The sequence below is a fragment of the Bdellovibrio sp. MYbb2 genome (genome assembly GCF_056175685.1).
In genome coordinates this window covers 1406181-1424939 of record NZ_JBJKJI010000001.1, presented here as the reverse complement: position 1 = coordinate 1424939, position 18759 = coordinate 1406181, and the positions used below count along the sequence as shown (strand labels likewise).

Below are 18759 nucleotides of genomic sequence, written 5' to 3'. Positions count from 1 at the left end.
CTAGATGGCCCCTATGCTGGAACAGATTCTTGTTAATATTCAGGACCTCACAAAACAGGGCAAAACCAGCCTTGCGGTCTTCGACCTCGACTCCACTTTATTTGATGTCAGTCCCCGCCTTGAAAGAATCCTTCTGGATTTCGCGGCCTCGCCATTGAATCAAAAAAAATTCCCTGAACAAGTGGCGTTGCTAAAGAACATCAAGACTCTGAGAACTGACTGGGGCATCGTCGGCGCCCTGACCCGTGCCGGACTGGACGGTCACCATCCGGAGTTCCAGGAAGCCGTGAAAGCCTATTGGCAGAAAAGTTTTTTCTCGAACCACTATCTGCAGTTTGATGCCCCTTATGAAGGTGCGGTTGAATTTGTAAATGCAGTTTCAGACGCTGGCGCCCACGTTGTGTATCTGACCGGCCGGGATGTCGAACGCATGGGTGGAAGCTCGGGCGAAGTGATTGCTCAATGGGGGTTCCCGTTGAATGAAAAAGCCGAGCTGGTTTTGAAACCTCATCGCAGCATGGACGATGCCAAGTTCAAAACGGACTGGTTCCTGGATGCCCAGTGCAAAAATTATGAATCTATTTATTTCTTTGAAAATGAACCGGTGAATTTACATCACCTGGCTCAGCACTGTCCCAAGGTACAGATGATTTTCTTTGAAAGCACCCACGCAGGCAAAGCCGAGCCACCGGAAAACCTTCCGCGCATCATGAACTTCCTGCTGAATCAGAAGGAGTCCTGATGTTGTACGTGGTGGCCACCCCGATTGGTGATATCAATGAAATTTCCCAGCGTGCTCTGGAAATATTGAAAACCTGCGATCTGGTGATCTGCGAAAGCACGAAGGAAGCTTCAAAACTTCTGCGCGCCCACGGCATCACCGGCAAAACTTATGAAGTCCTGGATGAACATTCCACCCCGGACGACAAAGCCTCGTTGGCTGCCATGTGCGCCAATCAAACGGTGGCTTTGGTTTCTGACTGTGGCACGCCGGGATTCTGTGATCCGGGTGCTGATGTTGTGCGCCTGTGCCGTCAGAAAAACATCCCGGTAAAATCTGTGCTGGGCGCTTCGGCCCTGATGGGATTGTTGTCATTAAGCGGTCAGCGCATTGATGAATTCGTGTTTCGCGGATTCCTGCCGGCAGAAAACGAAGCCCGTGCCCGGGCTTTGAAAGAACTGACCAAAGAAAAACGCGCCATCATTCTGATGGACACTCCTTACCGTCTGAAGAAAACCCTGAACGACATGAAAGAGCACTTCTCTCAACGTCGCTTCCTGCTGACAATGAATCTGTCACAGGAAGAAGAAGTGGTGATTGAAGGACCGATCGACAAACTGATCGGCGGCCTGAAAGCCGACAAGGCCGAATTCATGCTGCTGATGTATCCGGTTTAATTGATGAGCCAGGACCTGCTGCTTCCCATAGACAGTTTTGTTCCCCAGATTCAAAGCCTGCTGAAGAACGGCCAGAATCTTGTGATCACTGCCGCACCGGGCGCGGGTAAAACCACCCGTCTGCCTCCGGCCCTGCTGCAGGTCACTTCAAAAAAAGTCATCGTACTGGAACCGCGCCGAATGGCTGCAATTGCAGCCGCCCACCGCATCGCCGAAGAACAAGGCTGGCAGGTCGGCGAAGAAATCGGCTATCAGGTTCGCTTTGCCAATAAAACTTCGAACAAAACCCGCCTGGTCTTTATGACCGAAGCGCTGCTGGCGCGTCAGATGATCGAAGACCCGGAACTTTCCGAAGTCGAACTGGTGATTCTGGATGAATTCCACGAACGCTCTATGCATGTGGATTTGGCCTTGGGACTTTTGCGTGAACTGCAAGAGCTTGGCCGCGATATCAAGATTCTGGTGATGTCCGCCACCCTGGAAGCTGAAAAGATCGCAAGCTATTTAGGCGACTGCCCCATTGTCAGCGTGCCGGGAAAATTGTTTGATCTGGATGTACGCTATCAAAAGGGATCACAACAACTGCAAACCTTTCCGCAGTTCTTTGATTCCGTCGTTCAGACCGTCAAAGAAGCGCAACTGCAAACCCGTCATGATATTCTGGTATTCCTGCCGGGCGTCGGTGAAATCGACCGGGCCAAAGATGCTTTGCAGACCTGGGCCGATAGCAAGAACATCGAACTGGTGCCATTGCATGGTTCCTTGAATCTGGAAGATCAGCGCCGTGCTTTGAAAAAGACTTCACAACAACGCGTGATCCTTTCCACCAATATTGCTGAATCCTCGGTCACCATTGATGGTGTGAATACGGTTATCGATTCGGGCCTTGCTAAAAACATGAAGCAGGATCATCGCACCGGATTTTCCCGTCTGGAACTGGGACGCATCAGCCTGTCCAGCGCCATTCAGCGCTCGGGCCGTGCCGCCCGCCAGTTTCCGGGTGTCGCATATCGCATGTGGAATAAAATGGATGAACTGTCCTTCGGCAAAAGCGAAGTGGCTGAAATCCAGCGCGTGGACCTGACTGAAAGTTTGTTGTTCTTAAGCGCTCAAGGTGTCACTGATTTTGATTCTTTCAGCTGGTTTGAAAAACCTCAGAAAGTGGCCATTGAAAATGCCCTTCGCTACCTGCGCATTGCTGGCGCCATTGATGATGGCAACAAGATCACAGCCCTGGGCCGCAAGATCCTGCACTTCCCACTGCCCGTGCGTCTGGCAAAACTGATGCTGGTGGGAATGGATCTGGGCGCCATTGAATTGGCGTCAGAGATGGCGGCCTTGCTGCAAGAACGTGACATCCTAAGACGTGAATCCATAGCCTCGTTCCTGGGTGACAATCTGGAATGCGACTTAAGTGCGCGTCTGGAGGTTTTACATCAGTTCCGATTAAGCAAGAAAGCCCCTGCAGGCAGTGCTTACTTCTCGTTGCAAACGGTGGATCAGTCGGCTCGCCAGATTCAGGAACTGGCCAAGCGACTGCAAAAGTCCTCGGACACTCCGACAGCGGCTCTTAAGAAAGACCAGCAGCTGGCCCTGACTAAAAAAATCCTGCTGACAGCTTATGCCGATCGCCTGTGCCGACGACGCGGAAAAACCGAACGCGCCCTGATGGTGGGTGGTCGTGGAGTAAAACTGCAAAATGAAACTCTGGTGAAAAATTCTGAATTCTTTGCCGCTCTGAATGGCGTGGAAGGCAGTTCAGACGCTGAAACCATGGTAAGCCTTGCTTGTGGTGCGGATAAAGACTTCGTTCTGGATCTTTTCCGCAATGACATTGTCAAAACCCGCGATGTGTCCTTTGTCGAAGAAAAAGGACAGTTCTTCACCCGCGAATACCGATCTTTGTACGGTCTTCCTTTGGAAGAGCCTTCGCTCAGTCCCGCTTCTGCAACCGAAGTTTCTGAAAAGCTGCCACAGATTCTGGCCGACAAGTTTGATCTGGTTTTAAAAACCAACGAAGCCTTGTCACACTGGTGGGAACGGCTGCAGTTCCTGCAACAGCAAGAGGATCTGAATCTTGATATTGAAAAGCTGAAGATCGAAGCCTTCACTCAAGCCTGCATGGGTGAAAGCAAGATGCAGACGGTGATGGAAAAAGATCTTTGTTTCTTCTTTGAAAGTGTTCTGCCATCTGAAACGGCAAACACCCTGCGCCGGGAAATCCCCGACCGCATTGAAGTCCCCAGCGGCAGCAAGATCCGCGTGATTTATCCTTCCGACAAACCACCGTATCTGGAAGTACGCATTCAGGAGGTGTTCGGCCTGATGCAGACACCGAAGGTTTACAAACAAACCATTCCAATCACATTACATTTGCTGGGACCGAATTTCCGTCCGGTGCAGGTGACTTCAAGTCTGGAAAGCTTCTGGAAAAACGGATACCCGGAAGTGCGCAAAGAATTGCGCATCAAGTATCCAAAGCACCAATGGCCCGAAGACCCGGCCGACGGAATCCCCGAAGCCAAAGGCCGCCGTCGCCACTAAAAGGTACCTGCTTACTTTTTCCGAAGCAGTGCGCCACTATTCTTTGAGCATTGCTTTCACATACTGCTGAATCTTTGGTGAAAGATAGTCTTTCGCAGTGGGATCAAAGATGTAATAAGAAATGATCTCGGCGAATGATTCATGCGTATTGGTCATGGAATACACCGTCGGGAATCCATAGCGAATTCCCAACTCGCGGTCTTGAGCATAAGCCAGCGCACTTTGTTTGTTTCCAACCAACGCCAGAATATTTTTAAAGTCCAATTGGGATTGATGATAGTCCACCCCGCCGATCACGTGGTCTTTGCCGTCCCAGTGCCAGCCGACGCTGTCGTAAAATTCCTGCGAAGTTGAAACATGCCCCAGCGCCACATCAAAGACATGCACCAGTTCGTGGAAGACATTGATCTGTTTGCGATCCACTTTGGCGTAAGGATCCATAAATGAAGTTCCGGTAAAGAATGAGTCCGAGAAACCAATGACGTTAGTGACCGGATTGACCCACAACAAAGCTTTGTCCCGGCTGCGCACGAACTCGGCCCGGCGTTTGGAAATATTGTTGTACCAGGTGGCTCCGTAACCCACGCGATGGATTTTGGTGATGCCTTTGGTTTTGATCACTTCCAACAGAGAAGCCAGGCGCGGATCATTGATGTTGGCCAGATACTGGCTGACGATTTGTTTTTCGGCTTCAGACCAGGGGCGGAATTCCACAGCCTCACAGAACGAATGATGGGGAAACTTGTCATTGCAGGTGAATTCGTCCTCGAAAGTCATCACATCCAGCGCACTTTGGGGACGGGCTTGCGCCTGAGCCACGGAAAGGCAGGTGACCAACCCCAGAACAAACGACAAAAATGGGCGAAACAAGGGCATGCGGCCTCCAATATACGGGCTCTGATTCACTTAAAGTGACTCTGATATTGGGAAAAGCAATGCCGGTGCCATTGGAACTGAATTAGCGAGTGATTTTGAGCAAAAAAAAGGCCTCTTTCGAGGCCTTTTTCTTAGTGTACTTTAGCTTCTGCGGGAATGCCTTCGCAGGCACAAGTGCCTTGCATTTCGGCCTGTTCCTCTTCCTTGGCCTCAACTTGAGCCAGGAAAGAAGCACAGCGGAAGGACAGATCGAACAGAGTATCCACGTCGATCACGAACTTCTCGTCTCCGAATTTTACGGAAACCCAGTTTTCAGCTACTTCTTCGAAAGCAATTTGCTCTGCTTCGATGAATTTAGTCGTTTTCATTAGCCCCTCATTGAGTAGTAACCGATTACCAAACCTGGCTCGAACGCAAATGGAACTGACTCAAGATTTGGTTCATCAGTCAAACGGCCTTGTTCTTTACCAGCAACGTCTTCTTTAGCCATGAATGATGGCAAAGGCAGGCGTGGAGCTTGTTTCGCAGCCATGTAAACCTGATTTTGGTAGGCTTCATCTTTCAAAGTGATCTTGTCGCCCACTTTGATGATCTGGGAACCGATGTTTACTTTCTTGCCGTTCACAAGAACTTTACCGTGGGAAACCAGCTGTCTTGCTGCAGGAATACTGGCAGCAAAGCCAAGGCGGAATACAACGTTGTCCAAGCGTTTTTCAAGCAAGTTAACCAAAGCTTCAACCCAGTTGGTGGCTTTGGATTTTTTAGCTTTATTGATCAAACGACGGAACTGCTCCTCGCGCAGGCCGTAGTGGAATCTCAGCTTTTGTTTTTCCTCAAGTTGCAAAGCGAATTCAGAGTACTTTCGGCGACGAAGGCCGTGCTGACCTGGAGGATATGGGCGTCTTTCCAGAGCGCCCGCCTTCCCCATACCGGGAAGTTCGGTCAAAAGTCTTCTCTGTCTTTTAAAACGTGGCGTTTTACCTTGTCTGTTCATAGATTATTTCATCCTTCAATGTCGTCAGACGATTTAAAAGCACCCTGCGCGAAAGAACAGCATTTCATTGAAAACAAGCGTGAATGAAAACGTGAGGAAAGCGCATTGAAAAGAAGTTGAGATTGAAAACGAACTGAAGTGCCAACTGAAAATGAAATTAGTACCCAGATTTGATAAGACCAAAAAAAAGCCCCCGAAATGGGAGCTTTAAAAGTAAAAGCCGGTCAAAAGGGCTCAAGCGCAAGGCGGAGGGTCATCCTCGCAGCGCAGGCGTGCTCTAAGCACGTCGGAGCGAGAAGATGGCCCGACAACGCAGTCGATTGGGCCCTTTTCACCGGCTCAGTGGCGGTAGCTACTACCAGCCACTCAGACGTCTGCGACTTCTTCTCTTACGTACCGGGGCAACTGTACCGTTGCTTTCCTGATGCGGAGTCGAAGTTGGCACCGTCTGGATTTGTTCTGTCTGCTTCATAGCCGAACTCCTTTCGCCTAGATTAAGATCACCCTTAGTATCTCAGAAACGCACAGCGGCAAGCGAACCATTTAATATGAAGGTTGAGTCATGAAAACCGGATGAGAATATCTTGGAGCTCAAAACAGACCACGGACCACCCACAGGGGCCCGATCAGTAGATACTGTAAGTCTTTGAAAAAAGATGGCTTTTTGCCTTCAAGGTGATGGCCATAAAATTGCCCCACCCACGCCAGAACGAATATCAGGACTAACGGCCAGATCGGTGACACCCAAAGACTAAGTACGTAAACCAAAGCATAACTCAGAACCAATTGCCCCAACATTACCAGAAAAACCTTTGGTCCGAGGGTCATATACCAGCCCAGGGCCACCGCAATCAGCAGCTCGCCCAGTTTAATCGGTCCCAGGTTCACAGGGATTTGCAGAAGCATTCCTACGATAGAAAAAAAGATCAGAGGCACACAGATCTTATGCAGGCGCTGATTGACGGGATGCTGGTGGCTTTCACTGTATTCAGCGAACCATTGTTCCAGCGACTTCATATCACTTCACCGTCGCCACAGGGCCAACAACAGTGGCACCGGCTGGAACTTCGCGGATCACGACGGCATTCGCACCGACAAGTGCACCGTCGCCGATTGTGATCGGGCCCAGGATCTTGGCGCCCGTTCCGATCAGCACTTTGTTGCCCACAGTGGGATGGCGCTTCACCGGATCAAACTTCAGTCCGCCCAAAGTCACACCGTGAAAGATAATGCAGTCATCACCGATCACTGCAGTTTCACCAATCACCACACCGAAACCGTGATCGATCACCAGACGTTTTCCCAAAGTGGCGCCGGGATGAATTTCAATACCGGTCAACCAACGGGAAATCTCGGCCACCAAACGGGCCAGGAAAAACAATTTCATGGAATAAAGCTCATGAGCAATACGATGCAATCCCACGGCCTTCGGGCCCGGATAAAGCAAAGCGATCTCCCACAGGGATTTTGCCGCCGGGTCGTAGTTCTTATAAGTGCGCAGGAATTCCAAAATGCCGCTAATCATGTGCTTCTTTTCTAGTATTTCTCGTTCATATCATCGAGCAGGAAATAGCGATCAAACAGTTCGCTATAACGGGACCACTTTTCACCGGAACCGCGCTCGTTATCCATCAGAGTTTTCACGGTGGCGACCTTGCTGTCGAAATCATCCACCATGGCCACCACCATCGCCTCCAGGAACTTCGGACGCTTGGGCGATCCGTATTCAAGTTTGCCATGATGACTTAAGATAATGTGCTTGCAGATGTCACGCAGTTCTTCAGAAAAACCCAGGATACGTGAGGACTTCTTGTCTATCAGCTCACAGGCGATTTGCATGTGCCCAATCAGACGGCCGCGATCCGTGTAGGAAATTCCATTGTCATACGACAGCTCCCACACTTTACCGATATCGTGAAAAATCGCACCGAACAAAAGTAAATCACGATTCAGGAACGAATAGTGTGTCCCCATAAAATCCATGATTTTACAGATGGAAAGAATATGCTCCAGCAATCCACCCATCCACGCGTGGTGAATGCTTTTAGCGGCCGGTGCACGCAGCACCATCGGACGGATCTCAGGATCTTCCAAGGTGTCCGTCACCAACTGGCGCAGATAATCGTTTTTCATCGAACGCACCAACTGCGTCAGCTCTGCCATCATGTCTTCGGCATTGCGGGCGGTGGCAGGAATGAAATCCGCCATATCCACAGTCGAAGCCTCCACACGCTCCAGGCGATGCACGATCAGTTGTTTGCGGTGCTGAAAGATCTGAACCAGACCTTTTACTCTGAGAATGTCGCCGATTTCAAATTCACGAGCCAGCTCGTCCACGCGGTCCCACAGACGGGCGTCGATAGTGCCCGTGGCATCACCCAATTGCAGACCCATAAAAGGACGGCCGTTTTTACCGACGGAAACATTCTTTTCCTTCACCAGGAAAAGAGCGTCGACATTGCTTTTATCCTGAAGACTTTGGACAGTTTGTTTTTCCATCAGCGCTCCTCGCAGAAGAATTGGGGCTGTTGAGAGTTGGTGAATCGAACCTGGGCCAGATGCACATCCGCCCCTTTTTCCGCCGCGAACAGGAAGCTTCCACCCAGCACGCTCAAGTATCTGTCTTGCGTGCTGTTGACCTTCAGTCCTTCGGCCTTCATTTTCTTGAAGAACTCATCAGTGATATCAAAGTACTGATTACACCCGGCACCAAAGATCTCGCTGCCCAGCCGGCGTTTGCGCGCCTTGCTTAAGAACAAAACCTTCTTGCCCGTGGCATCAGTGAACTCTGGAAAATCAAAGCCCACATAAAAAGTGCCACGGCGATCGGTGATAAAACGTGAAAGATCAATCGTGCCCCCGCCGCGCGGAAGCTGGATCTTGATGGCTTCGCCTTCAACCACACCGGCATTTTTTTCAACCAGATAAACAGTCAATTCAGAAAAGATCAGGTTCTTACCCAAGGCAGCCCCATGGCCGTCTGCTGCAGGCTTGAACTCCAAAAGGTCCCAGGCCTTGGTGGGAATTTTAACTTCTTCAGGAACATCCTCGAATTTTATTTCCTGATAATCAGCCACGTGGTAACCGGGCTCCTTGGTGCAGGCTCCCAGCAAAAGAAACATCCAGATACTTGCGGCCTGGACGGAACGTTTCATTACTCAGACTCCAGTTGATCCCTCAACTCCAGCAGTGGCAGATAATTTGGTTCAGCCTGCAAACCGGCGCGTACATAGTCGTAAGCCATAGGACGGTTGTTGCTCTTCACCATCACCCACGCCAAGCCGTACAAAGTCGGAGCACTTCGTTTGTCAGTGCTATAGATATGAGTATAAGACGTCTGGGCACAATTCACATCCTGCGTGATAATGCAGATGTCACCCATCAATAGATTCTTCACAGAAATCTGGGACAGCTCCGGCATTTTCAGGATTCCCAAAGCTTCCGGCAGACGCCCCACTTTGGAAAGATAGCTGGCCTGAGTCACCAGAACATACGGGTCCTTCGGAGCTTCGGCCAAAGCCTCTTGCAGTACTTTAGAGGCATCCGAGTCACGATTGACTTCCATCAAACAGACCGAGCGCAGGGCTTTCAATTCAGCATGCGGAGATTGTTTTTTAAATGCTTCCGCACAGTACTTTTCCAGATAATCCCACTGCGTGAAACGCCACTCCACCTGCAATGGATGGATGTAATTGCGGGCCTGACCCGGCATTTCTGCCAGGAACTGCACAACAGCACGGTTCACCCCGTCCACATCACCCATCAGACTTTGTGCATACACCAGGAACAGCAAAAGCTCCTGACGAAGATACCCGGTCTTTTGGATATTGGCTTTGATATCGCCCACCAGTTGGTTCAGGAAGTTCGGATCATTGACGGTTTTTGCATATTCCACGGACGCCATGGCTTTACCAAACAGCGCCAGCACTGAACCAGGATTTTTGCGATAGATCGAATCAAAGTCGCGCATCGCTTCGCCGTAGTTCCCCTTTTTCAACTGGATAATCGCCAGATTCAAAAGAGCAGAAATATTAAATGGCTCATGCCCGATGGCTTTTTGCAAAGTGTCTTCAGCTTGTTTCAGGTCCCCGTCCATCATATAGGACACGGCAATCCCCAGATACGCATCGACGATTTCGCTGCGACTGCGGTTTTCCTGAACCAGGGCTCTTTCCAGAATACGACGGCCCATCAGACTTTGACGGTCTTCAGAAATCAGCACTGTCGCCATCTGCACCTGTGCTTCCGCATCAGGCTCCTTCAGTTTGGAGGCGCGCTGATAGGATTCCAGGGATCTTTCATACAAGCCCAGGGACTTGTAACGCAAAGCCTGGCTCATCAGTTCTTCATAGCCCAGGGATTTGTTTTTGTCTTTCTGAGAAAGTGTGACGAAGACCACACCCACCACGGCCACCGCCGCCGCCAGGATTCCCCAGCGCATAAGATTGGACTTTTCACGGATTTTACCCTGCAAACGGGTGTCGCCCGTGGCGCCATAACTTTTTGCAGCCGTTGCGTTCACTGCTGCGCGATTCGCCGGCGTCTGCACCAACGGAGTCACGTCTTTGATGTCGCGAATCGGTGGCGGAGTCAGATCCAGATGCGGCACCGGTGTCGGCGTCAGGTCATCGGTCACTGGCAATACATCAGTCCTTGTCATCGTGTGATGAGCAATGGACTGGGTCATGGTTTGTTCAGAGTGGGAATCCTGCTCTTCACGGATGTTTTTGACGATATCCATGAACAACTTGTTTTCACGGATGTAGCTCCAACGGCCTTCCGGCTGGCGAACTTCATCGATGATGGACACCTGTTTTGAGCGCAATTGCTCGGTGACTTCAGCAAGAGTGAATGGGCCCAGAATCCTCGTGGAGGATTTAACCAACCAGTTCTTTTCTGTGCTGCTCATCACGTTGTCACCGCTCATAGTTTAAAAAGGCGCCTTGGTTAGAAGAAGTTTAAGATCGTCGTTCGTCAGGAACAAACCCGCACCCAGATAACTGGAACGTGCACCCTGCTGATCGAAGGCATCGTTGATACCACCGGTAATAAAGATACCGCGATACAAGTTATAAGTCAGACTGCTGCGCACGTTGGTTTCGCTGAACTGGAAGGCTTCAGCTGTGAACTTCAGTTTGCGGCGGAAGAAGTAATAATCGATACCGAAACCGCCGTTGTTTTCGATCAGACCCCCTTTAAGAGTCAGATCCCAGAAGTTCTTTGCAAACAAAACCGTGAACTTGATCTTGTTGCTGTAAGTTTTCTTTTCAGTGTAAGAGCCTGGTCCCACATCACCGGCACCCGGGCCCGTGACTTCAGTTTTGGTCGTTTCAACCACACCGGCAGGGTCATCAACCACACCAATATAGTAATAACGATCCAGACCCGGCTGGATCTGCACACCAATATAAGACTTGGTTGCGCCAACTTCGTTCAGGTATTCCCCGCGGAACTCAAAGGCTGTCTGGATACGGTTCGCAGAATCAAGCATTCCCCCCAGACCATCGATCGCCGAGGTCAGGTTTTCGGAAGTCTGCTCGTCGCTGATAAGTTTACCCAATGCGCCTTCACCCTTGTTGATACGGGTGGTGATGTCATCCAGGTTTTTAACTGTGTTGGAAAGCTTCTTCCAGGTCTCTTTCAGGCCGGAATCACTTTTATCGTTCATGACTTCCTGAAGGTTCGCCGTGATGCCGTGAATGTCATCCACGATATCGCCGATCTTATCCTTGTTTTCGGTCGTCATTTGCGCCAGATCACCGGTCAATGTCTCGATATTCTTAACAATACGGCCCAGAACGTGGGCTCGGGTGCCGTCTTCCGAAGTCGCTTCTTTCAGATTCTTCGCCACTTCTTTCAGGGAACTTGCCACATCAGAAACCTGAGCCATCAGGTTTTCCATGCCCGCCCCGTCTTTAATAGACAGGATCTGAGCGTTGTCTTCCAGTGGAGGATCGGTCGGTGAACCCGGGTAAACTTCGATGTGCTTGTCACCCAAAATACCCTGGGCTTTGATTTCCACGGAAGCGGAAGTCGTCAGCGGAACTTCAGATTTAATAGAGATATCAATGCGGGCCATACCGTCCTGCAGACGGATGTCCTTGATTACACCCACCGGAATACCGGCAGAACGAACTGCGGAGTTTTTAACCAGACCGCCAGCGTTGGGCAGAAGGAACCAGGCTTTTTTGGAACGACCAAGATAAGATGGATCGTCGCTGACCTGCATAGACATGACCGCGATGAGTGAACCCACCACAATCACCATTAATCCGACTTTAAATTCTGCAGCGCGAAGCCAATTCATTGATGTTTCATCCCTTTATTCACAAATTTCTTCACCAGTTCGATGTCCGTGTTGAAGAAATCCTCTGGAGTACCAAATAACAAAACTCGGCCACTATCCAACATCGCGATGTGGTCGGCAATCCTAAACGCAGCGGACAAATCATGAGATACCATGATAGATGTCACACCCTGTTTTAACTTATGGGTACTCAGGATCAAATTATCCACCATTTCTGTCAGAATGGGATCTAAACCCGTGGTCGGCTCGTCATAGATCAGAATTTCTGGATCTAGGGCGAGAGCTCGTGCCAGACCCGTTCTTTTCTGCATACCACCACTGATTTGACTCGGAAGCTTGTGGTAATGTTTGGACTCCAAACCTACCTGGTGCAGCTTTTCTTCGGCTATACGAAGGACTTGGGCCGGCTTCAGTTCACGGCGGTGTTCAAACAACGGGAAGCAGACATTTTCCAGAACCGTCATATCATCAAACAATGCGGCGGACTGAAACAGCACCCCGAAGTTACAGCGGAATTTCGTCAATTGATCCGGATTCAGCGTGGAAAGATCGGTCCCCAAAACTTCAATCGTGCCGGAGGTGGGTTTAAACAGCCCCAGCAAGTGCTTCAACATCACACTTTTTCCGGTTCCGGAAAAACCGATGATCGCCGTCAGACTGCCTTTGGGAATTTCCAGATTGATGCCTTTAAGGACGAACTCATGCCCGCCATCAAAGGACTTTTTCACATCACGCAGTGAAATTGCTGATTCATTCGCCATTATGTAATCCCCACAAGACTGTAGAACAGACGGATCATGTTGGTCGCAAAGTAATCCAGAATGATAATACCAACCATACTTTGCACGACGCCCTGATTGGTGGCTTCACCCACCCCTTTGGCTCCGCCCGTGGTGTTAAACCCGCGGTAGGTGCACATCAGTGCAAAGTAAATCCCGAAGACCATGCCCTTCAAAAGCCCCTCGTTGATATGACGTATTTCAATAAAGTCGGCGATCTTTTGCCAGAACACCGCTTCATCCAAACCCACCATTTTCACACACAGGAACCAGCTGCCCAGCATCGCAATAAAGTCAAACACCGCCACCAGCAATGGCATACAGATAAAGGCCGCCACCAGACGCGGAGACACCAGATATTGCTTGGTGTTCACACCCATCACATCCAGGGCATCGATCTGCTCGTTCACGCGCATAGTGCCCAAACGAGCGGCCATCGCACCACCGGCACGAGCCGCAACGATCAGACCCGTCAATACCGGACCCAATTCACGGGTGATACCCAACGCCACCGTCGGACCCACCATGTTCACGGCATTAAACAGTTTAAAACCCAGATACAATTGCAGGGACAGCGCCAGACCCGTGAAACCACCGGTCAGACAGATGATACCGATGGACTGGTTACCAATGAATTCCATATGACGGATGACTTCGGTGAAACGCGATGGTTTCGCGAAAATCAGGCGCATACTTTCATTGAAGAAAATGATGATCTTTCCCGTCGAGGAAACCAGATCGGAAATGGTACCCATAAAGTACCTTCCGACTCCGGAAATCAATTTATACAGCTTTTGCGACAGGGTCATCGTTGGCCTCTGCTTTCATCAAACACAAATCCGACATCCAGGCCGGAGTAAATACGCGGCACGCGCTCGCCCACACTTGTCAGCATCTCCCAGGTGATGCTCTTGGCCTGAACCGCCAGCTCTTCCGGGGACAGGAAACTGCCATCGGAAGCAAATCCGAACAAGGTCACTTCCTGATCCTTAAAGTCCTTAAGATCTTTACCGCGCACCACTTCAGTCACATCCAGCATCAGATAATCCATGCAGATGCTGCCGACAAGAGGAACTCTTTTGCCTGCAAAAACCACAGAGGACTGATTGGACAAAATACGATGGTAACCATCCGCATATCCAATGGGGACCACAGCAATGACAGAATCCTGCTTGGCCGTCCAGGTGCCGCCGTAAGAAACAGTTTCACCGATGTGAAGATGTCTGTAGGTGGCCACATGAGATTTCAAACTCATCACCGGCTTTAGGCCCCCGAAGTTGTTCTGACCCAATGGATTGTAACCATAGATCATCAGCCCCGGGCGCAGACCCCAGTTTTGCATGAACAGCGGATGATCCGCCGGAGTGTTCCCGGCGTCTTTCATCTGCAGAGCGCTCATGATGCCTGCGGAATTCAAAGCATGGCAGAAAATATTAAATGGCTTAAACACCGTGCTGACACGATTCAGATCACGCAACTGGCGGGCACTGATACCCTGAGAATCCGTGGCATCTTCACCGTTAAACAGATGAGTCACCAGGGCTTTCAAACGGATTTTTTTATTCTGCCACAGACGATCAAAAAGCTTTTGTGCTTCTTCGGGACGGAATCCCAGACGGTTCATGCCGGTGTCAAACTTCAGGTGAATCCCCACAGGGTCTGCGGCCACGGCCTCCAGATGATCAATCTGTTCCCAGGAACTCACGACCGGTGTCATGTTGTATTCGATGATTTTTTCCGCACCCTCGCGATCAAAACCGCGGAAGACCAGAATTTCGGCATTCACGCCGGAACGACGAAGCAGCAGGCCTTCTTCAATCAGGCACACACCCAGATGTTTGATGCCCAGACTTTCCAGGAAACGCGCCAACTGCACATCGCCGTGGCCATAGGCATTGGCCTTGACCATGGGACACAGAAAAGGGGCTTGCGGAAAGGCCTTCTGCAGCACTTGAATATTGTGCTTCAGATGATCCAGGTTAATTTCCGCAAACGTGCGACGGTACATTTCCATTCTTAGTCTCTATTCCGCTGTCACTTCAAATTCAGGCTTGTGGGTTTCCGGAGCCTTGAACAAACAAATTTTATTCCCGCCCTTGTCGTTGATGTGAAGCAAAGCCTTCGTTGCGGATTCATCCAAAGATTTGGCGGAATCACACAAGGAAGGATACTCACTGACACCCAGGCTGATAGACACCTTCATGCCATTATCCATGAACGAAGTGCCTTCGATGATCCGGCGCAGACGTTCCGCGCGCAAAGCCGCACCCTTTTTCGGGCAATGCGGAAGGATCATCGCAAGCTCATTCACTCCGGTACGACAAGTGACATCATTGGTTCGGCTGGTCTTAGTGATGATGGTTGCCACAGCTTTTAGCAACTCATCTCTCACCGCTTCACCCAAAGATGATTCAATCTCATAAAAATCATCCATCGAGATTTTCACAACTGACAAAGGCTGCTTCAGACGGCGGCCGCGGGACACTTCATCACCCAGAACTTTTTGGTAATAGTTGCGATTATAGACTTCAGTGACGAAGTCCTGCACTTCCAGGGAATCGACTTTCTTTTCCAGGGAAAAATGCGAATAACAAAGCGACAGCAGCGTGAACTCTTCGTTCATGCGAGCGACGTCTTCTGCCGGCAGCTGCCCGGAATAAACAAACACACCTTCCAAAGCATTGTGCGCATACAGCGGCAAAGCTTTCGGCGGGCTGAAGTGGAAAGCTTCCACCAGCATTTCGGTAAAGCGCGGAGGCAACAGGCCAATGGCCATTTGCGAGCTCAGCTCTTTCATGTCGTTGGATTCCAGCTGCACACCCACACCCTGGATGTCAGAGCCCGGAATACCACTGGCGTGAGTCGCCACAAAGGAACGAACCGACGGCAGAAACTTGAAGAACACACACAGGCTGCCCGGCAGCTGATTCAGATATTTCTGGATCAGATCCTCTTTGCTTTGTGCGGAACGATATTCACCGATGCGGGTTGAAATGGAAACCGGCGGGGCTTTTTCAGCCTCGGCCTGTTTCATGCTTTTCACCGCCGCCGCGTGGACTTCCTCCATGCGCGATTCGGTGGATTTCAAATCATCAAACAGCTGTTCGTTCTGATAGGTCAGATAAAGTTTTTCACAGGCACGATCCACCGCCCACACCACGCGGGATTCCAGAGCTGCGGCATCGTCAGAAATCACATCCACAAATCCGTGGCTGTTGTACTGGGCCAGAATATCGAACTGGGAAATCGAACTGACCGCCACAAAGCGAATCTCGTCGTTGATACCCTGAACGATGCTGACAAAATCACTCAGCGAACCCGCCAGGGCTGCCGTTGAAAACACCAGAATATGGGGAGCGTTCTCTTTCAGTCTTTGTTCCAGCGTTTCAGGATCCTGGAAGAAATAGGCATCATAGCCGGCTTGTGAAAGATACACTTTCGCCGACGCCCCCAGATCCACATCCGTGGTGAAAACAAAAACCGTAAACTGAGAACTGTAATCGCGAATATTCAATTAAATCCTCTTTCCAGGGCGGCGAATTTCAACATGATATCCGTCGAGCTTGGATTCTTTTTTGGCAGCTGCCATTTTCGGCGGAACAACAAAATTCACCGGAGTCAGTTCATCATCCATATCAGCAAGGCTGGCACCGGCAGCATGCTCCACCGGAATCGCCGTGCTGGTCACAGGCTCTGCCGCCGCAGCGACAACAGTTTCAGCGGAAGCTTCGGCCACGTCGGCCGCCACAAGAATTTCCTCTTCCACTTCAACTTCCTCCTCAACCTCTTCACCCATGAAACCGTCGATGAAGGTCAGCTCATCATTGGCCGGCTGGGATTTCTTTTTCACCGTTTTCTTAACAATCTTTTTAACCATCACCTGATCGGTCGCTGCGACCGGTTCAGCTTTGACCGGCACAACCTCAGGCAGCTCTTCCAGCAGGTTGTCGATGTTCACGTCCAACGGGGATGCGGCAGGTTCCGGCGGCAGCGTTGTTGCCGCGACAAAATTCGCCTCGGCTTCGGCGCGTTCCGGGGACTCTTCTTTCAGGCGAGGCAGTTCTTTCATGACGATCACTTCTTCCTCCTCCTGTTTTGGCGCCACCGGGGCTTTCATCACCGCAAGGCCCATGGTTTTCTTGAACAGGATCATCACTTTCGTGCCCTGCCCGCGCTGGGATTCCACTTTCACGTCCGCGTTGTGCTCTTTCAAAATTCCGAAGGCCACTGACAAACCCAGGCCCATGTGGTTCTGGAATGAACGGGTTGTGAAGAACGGATCGAAAATCTTTTCGATGTTCGCAGGCTCAATGCCCTCACCGCAGTCTTCAATGTCCAGATGAGTTCCACTTTCGGATTCATACAGGGAAACCTTGATTTCCTTTTTCGCCATACGTTCCATGGCTTCCACCGAGTTGGTCATGATGTTCACCATCGCACGGGTCACACCATCCACATCCAGATCTTTTGCGTGGGTGTCCTGAATGTCCTTGGTCAGCTTCACACCTTTTTGCGCGAACAACGTATCCAGCTGCTTCAGCGCACGAACCAGCGGGCCTTCAACACGCATGGCATTTTTTTCTTTCACTTCTTCACCGGCATAACCCAGAAGCTTGTCCAGCACAGAGCGGGCCGCTCGGGTTTCGCGAAGAATAGAGTCCGTGCTTTGCACAACTTCGTCTTCCGGAGTTTTCGAAAGAATAATCTGGGAATAACCCAGAATGGAAGCCAGAGGTCCACGCATCTCGTGCGCCAGCGCTGAAGCCACACGCATTGAAGCATCCAGACGTTCTTTGTGAGCGATCTCTGGATCTTGTGCGATAACTTTTTCAACCACCGGCGCCGGAGCTGGTTTGGCTTTCGCTTCGGCCAGCTGGGTTTCCAGGGTTTCAATTTCTTTTTCTGCAGGTGAAATCACCCACAGTGCCGCAGCTGCACCGACCAGCACAAGGCCCGCCCCCAGAAGCAGGAACTGCCACCACAAACCGGTGCGTCCCTTCATCGCCTCTTTCAGCGGAGCCGAACTTAGCACATATAGATTGCTTTGCGGGATCATCTCAAACATGCCGTAAAGATCCTGACCGGAAGCAAGCTTGAAAACAGAACTGCCATGGGACGATCCGCTTTTCTGCGCTTCGCGGAAAACAGGATCATCACGCATCACGGTGCCCAGATATTCCGGCACAGAATGGCCCACGGTCAGGCCCGTCGCAGTCACGATGGAAAATGCACTCAACGAACCTTTTTGCGCGTCGATCAGGGACTGGAAGGTTTCACCTGAACCGATCAAAGCATAAGCGCGTGTGCCTTCCAAAAACACCAGCGCCACATAACGGCCGCGCTGGGAATCCTGGAACGGTTTAACAAAGAATCTCATGTCATTGCCACGCGCACCGATGTTGCCGATGGCTGCTTTCACAAATTCTTTGTTCCAGTTGGCTGCTTTGGAATTTTCGCGAACTGCAAGAGCCTGCGGATCCAGTTCAGATCCACGCACAGAAAATGCCGCCACCGCATAGTACGGCGACAAAGAACTCCAGTTGGTTTTTCCTTTTTGGAAACTTTCAGAATTCAAACCTGAAACCAGGCGCTGCAGGGATTTAAGTTCCACCGTCAATGAATGGTTGATGGCACCCAGCTGGGTGCGGGTCTGCGCTTCGACCCAACTCATACGATCACCATAGACAAAACTGTCCGTCCGCCACAAGACAGCGCTGATGAAAACAGTCGCCACCGCAATCAGAACGACGATGAGTTTAACTTTCATTGAGGCAGTTCCTTCCTGTAACTTCTCCACGCTCTTCCAAGAGCGAGATACCTTTGATTTTATTGTAGTTTTAGAAACTGGTAAGAATCAAGCA

At 50.6% G+C, this 18759-nt stretch carries 17 protein-coding genes; 3 read left to right on the top strand and 14 right to left on the bottom strand.

The genetic code is table 11. From position 1 onward, the window contains the following. Window positions 1–13 precede the first annotated feature (13 nt). Genes AC04MQ_RS06910 through hrpB form a run of 3 tightly spaced genes read left to right on the top strand, consistent with a single transcriptional unit; the run spans window position 14 to window position 3942 of the window. Entirely contained in the window at window positions 14–742 is a 729-nt protein-coding gene (locus AC04MQ_RS06910) for an HAD family hydrolase (protein WP_015092130.1), read from the top strand. Then, the gene (gene rsmI / locus AC04MQ_RS06905) at window positions 742–1398 is read left to right on the top strand and encodes a 16S rRNA (cytidine(1402)-2'-O)-methyltransferase (RefSeq protein ID WP_015092131.1); all 657 of its coding nucleotides are present in this window, start codon (window positions 742–744) and stop codon (window positions 1396–1398) included. Before AC04MQ_RS06910 ends, rsmI begins: the two co-directional genes overlap by 1 nt. Window positions 1399–1401: 3 nt before the next feature. Beyond that, on the top strand, window positions 1402–3942 hold the full coding sequence (gene hrpB / locus AC04MQ_RS06900; protein ID WP_015092132.1) for an ATP-dependent helicase HrpB: 2541 nt from the start codon (window positions 1402–1404) through the stop codon (window positions 3940–3942). Window positions 3943–3978: 36 nt separating this feature from the next. Here the strand turns inward: hrpB and AC04MQ_RS06895 are convergent, their stop codons facing one another. The 14 genes from AC04MQ_RS06895 to AC04MQ_RS06830 form a co-directional block, all read right to left on the bottom strand. Next, the gene (locus AC04MQ_RS06895) at window positions 3979–4818 is read right to left on the bottom strand and encodes a hypothetical protein (protein ID WP_200859540.1); all 840 of its coding nucleotides are present in this window, start codon (window positions 4816–4818) and stop codon (window positions 3979–3981) included. 131 nt (window positions 4819–4949) lie between these two features. Beyond that, entirely contained in the window at window positions 4950–5186 is a 237-nt protein-coding gene (locus tag AC04MQ_RS06890; protein ID WP_015092134.1) for a hypothetical protein, read from the bottom strand. Continuing rightward, complete coding sequence (gene rpsD / locus AC04MQ_RS06885) at window positions 5186–5812, bottom strand: 30S ribosomal protein S4 (protein WP_015092135.1); 627 nt, start codon at window positions 5810–5812, stop codon at window positions 5186–5188. Before rpsD ends, AC04MQ_RS06890 begins: the two co-directional genes overlap by 1 nt. A gap of 591 nt (window positions 5813–6403) precedes the next feature. Then, window positions 6404–6829: an Mpo1 family 2-hydroxy fatty acid dioxygenase gene (locus AC04MQ_RS06880; RefSeq protein ID WP_015092136.1), complete on the bottom strand. Its 426-nt coding sequence runs from the start codon at window positions 6827–6829 to the stop codon at window positions 6404–6406. 1 nt (window position 6830) lies between these two features. Further along, window positions 6831–7337 carry a serine O-acetyltransferase gene (gene cysE, locus AC04MQ_RS06875; RefSeq protein WP_015092137.1) on the bottom strand — a complete coding sequence of 169 codons (507 nt, stop codon included), beginning with the start codon at window positions 7335–7337 and terminating at the stop codon, window positions 6831–6833. A gap of 11 nt (window positions 7338–7348) precedes the next feature. After that, entirely contained in the window at window positions 7349–8311 is a 963-nt protein-coding gene (locus AC04MQ_RS06870; RefSeq protein ID WP_015092138.1) for a 3'-5' exoribonuclease YhaM family protein, read from the bottom strand. Next, on the bottom strand, window positions 8311–8967 hold the full coding sequence (locus AC04MQ_RS06865) for a hypothetical protein (RefSeq protein WP_015092139.1): 657 nt from the start codon (window positions 8965–8967) through the stop codon (window positions 8311–8313). The genes AC04MQ_RS06870 and AC04MQ_RS06865 overlap by 1 nt, the downstream gene beginning before the upstream one ends. Beyond that, window positions 8967–10739 carry a tetratricopeptide repeat protein gene (locus tag AC04MQ_RS06860; protein ID WP_015092140.1) on the bottom strand — a complete coding sequence of 591 codons (1773 nt, stop codon included), beginning with the start codon at window positions 10737–10739 and terminating at the stop codon, window positions 8967–8969. The genes AC04MQ_RS06865 and AC04MQ_RS06860 overlap by 1 nt, the downstream gene beginning before the upstream one ends. A gap of 3 nt (window positions 10740–10742) precedes the next feature. Next, the gene (locus AC04MQ_RS06855; protein WP_041577944.1) at window positions 10743–12119 is read right to left on the bottom strand and encodes an MlaD family protein; all 1377 of its coding nucleotides are present in this window, start codon (window positions 12117–12119) and stop codon (window positions 10743–10745) included. After that, complete coding sequence (locus AC04MQ_RS06850) at window positions 12116–12880, bottom strand: ABC transporter ATP-binding protein (RefSeq protein WP_011165485.1); 765 nt, start codon at window positions 12878–12880, stop codon at window positions 12116–12118. The genes AC04MQ_RS06855 and AC04MQ_RS06850 overlap by 4 nt, the downstream gene beginning before the upstream one ends. Then, the gene (locus AC04MQ_RS06845) at window positions 12880–13653 is read right to left on the bottom strand and encodes an MlaE family ABC transporter permease (RefSeq protein ID WP_235046155.1); all 774 of its coding nucleotides are present in this window, start codon (window positions 13651–13653) and stop codon (window positions 12880–12882) included. Before AC04MQ_RS06845 ends, AC04MQ_RS06850 begins: the two co-directional genes overlap by 1 nt. Before the next feature lie 50 nt (window positions 13654–13703). Further along, on the bottom strand, window positions 13704–14912 hold the full coding sequence (gene alr, locus AC04MQ_RS06840) for an alanine racemase (RefSeq protein ID WP_475391650.1): 1209 nt from the start codon (window positions 14910–14912) through the stop codon (window positions 13704–13706). A gap of 9 nt (window positions 14913–14921) precedes the next feature. Next, complete coding sequence (locus tag AC04MQ_RS06835; RefSeq protein ID WP_015092144.1) at window positions 14922–16412, bottom strand: GGDEF domain-containing protein; 1491 nt, start codon at window positions 16410–16412, stop codon at window positions 14922–14924. Further along, the gene (locus AC04MQ_RS06830) at window positions 16413–18665 is read right to left on the bottom strand and encodes a sensor histidine kinase (protein WP_475391647.1); all 2253 of its coding nucleotides are present in this window, start codon (window positions 18663–18665) and stop codon (window positions 16413–16415) included. Window positions 18666–18759: the final 94 nt, after the last annotated feature.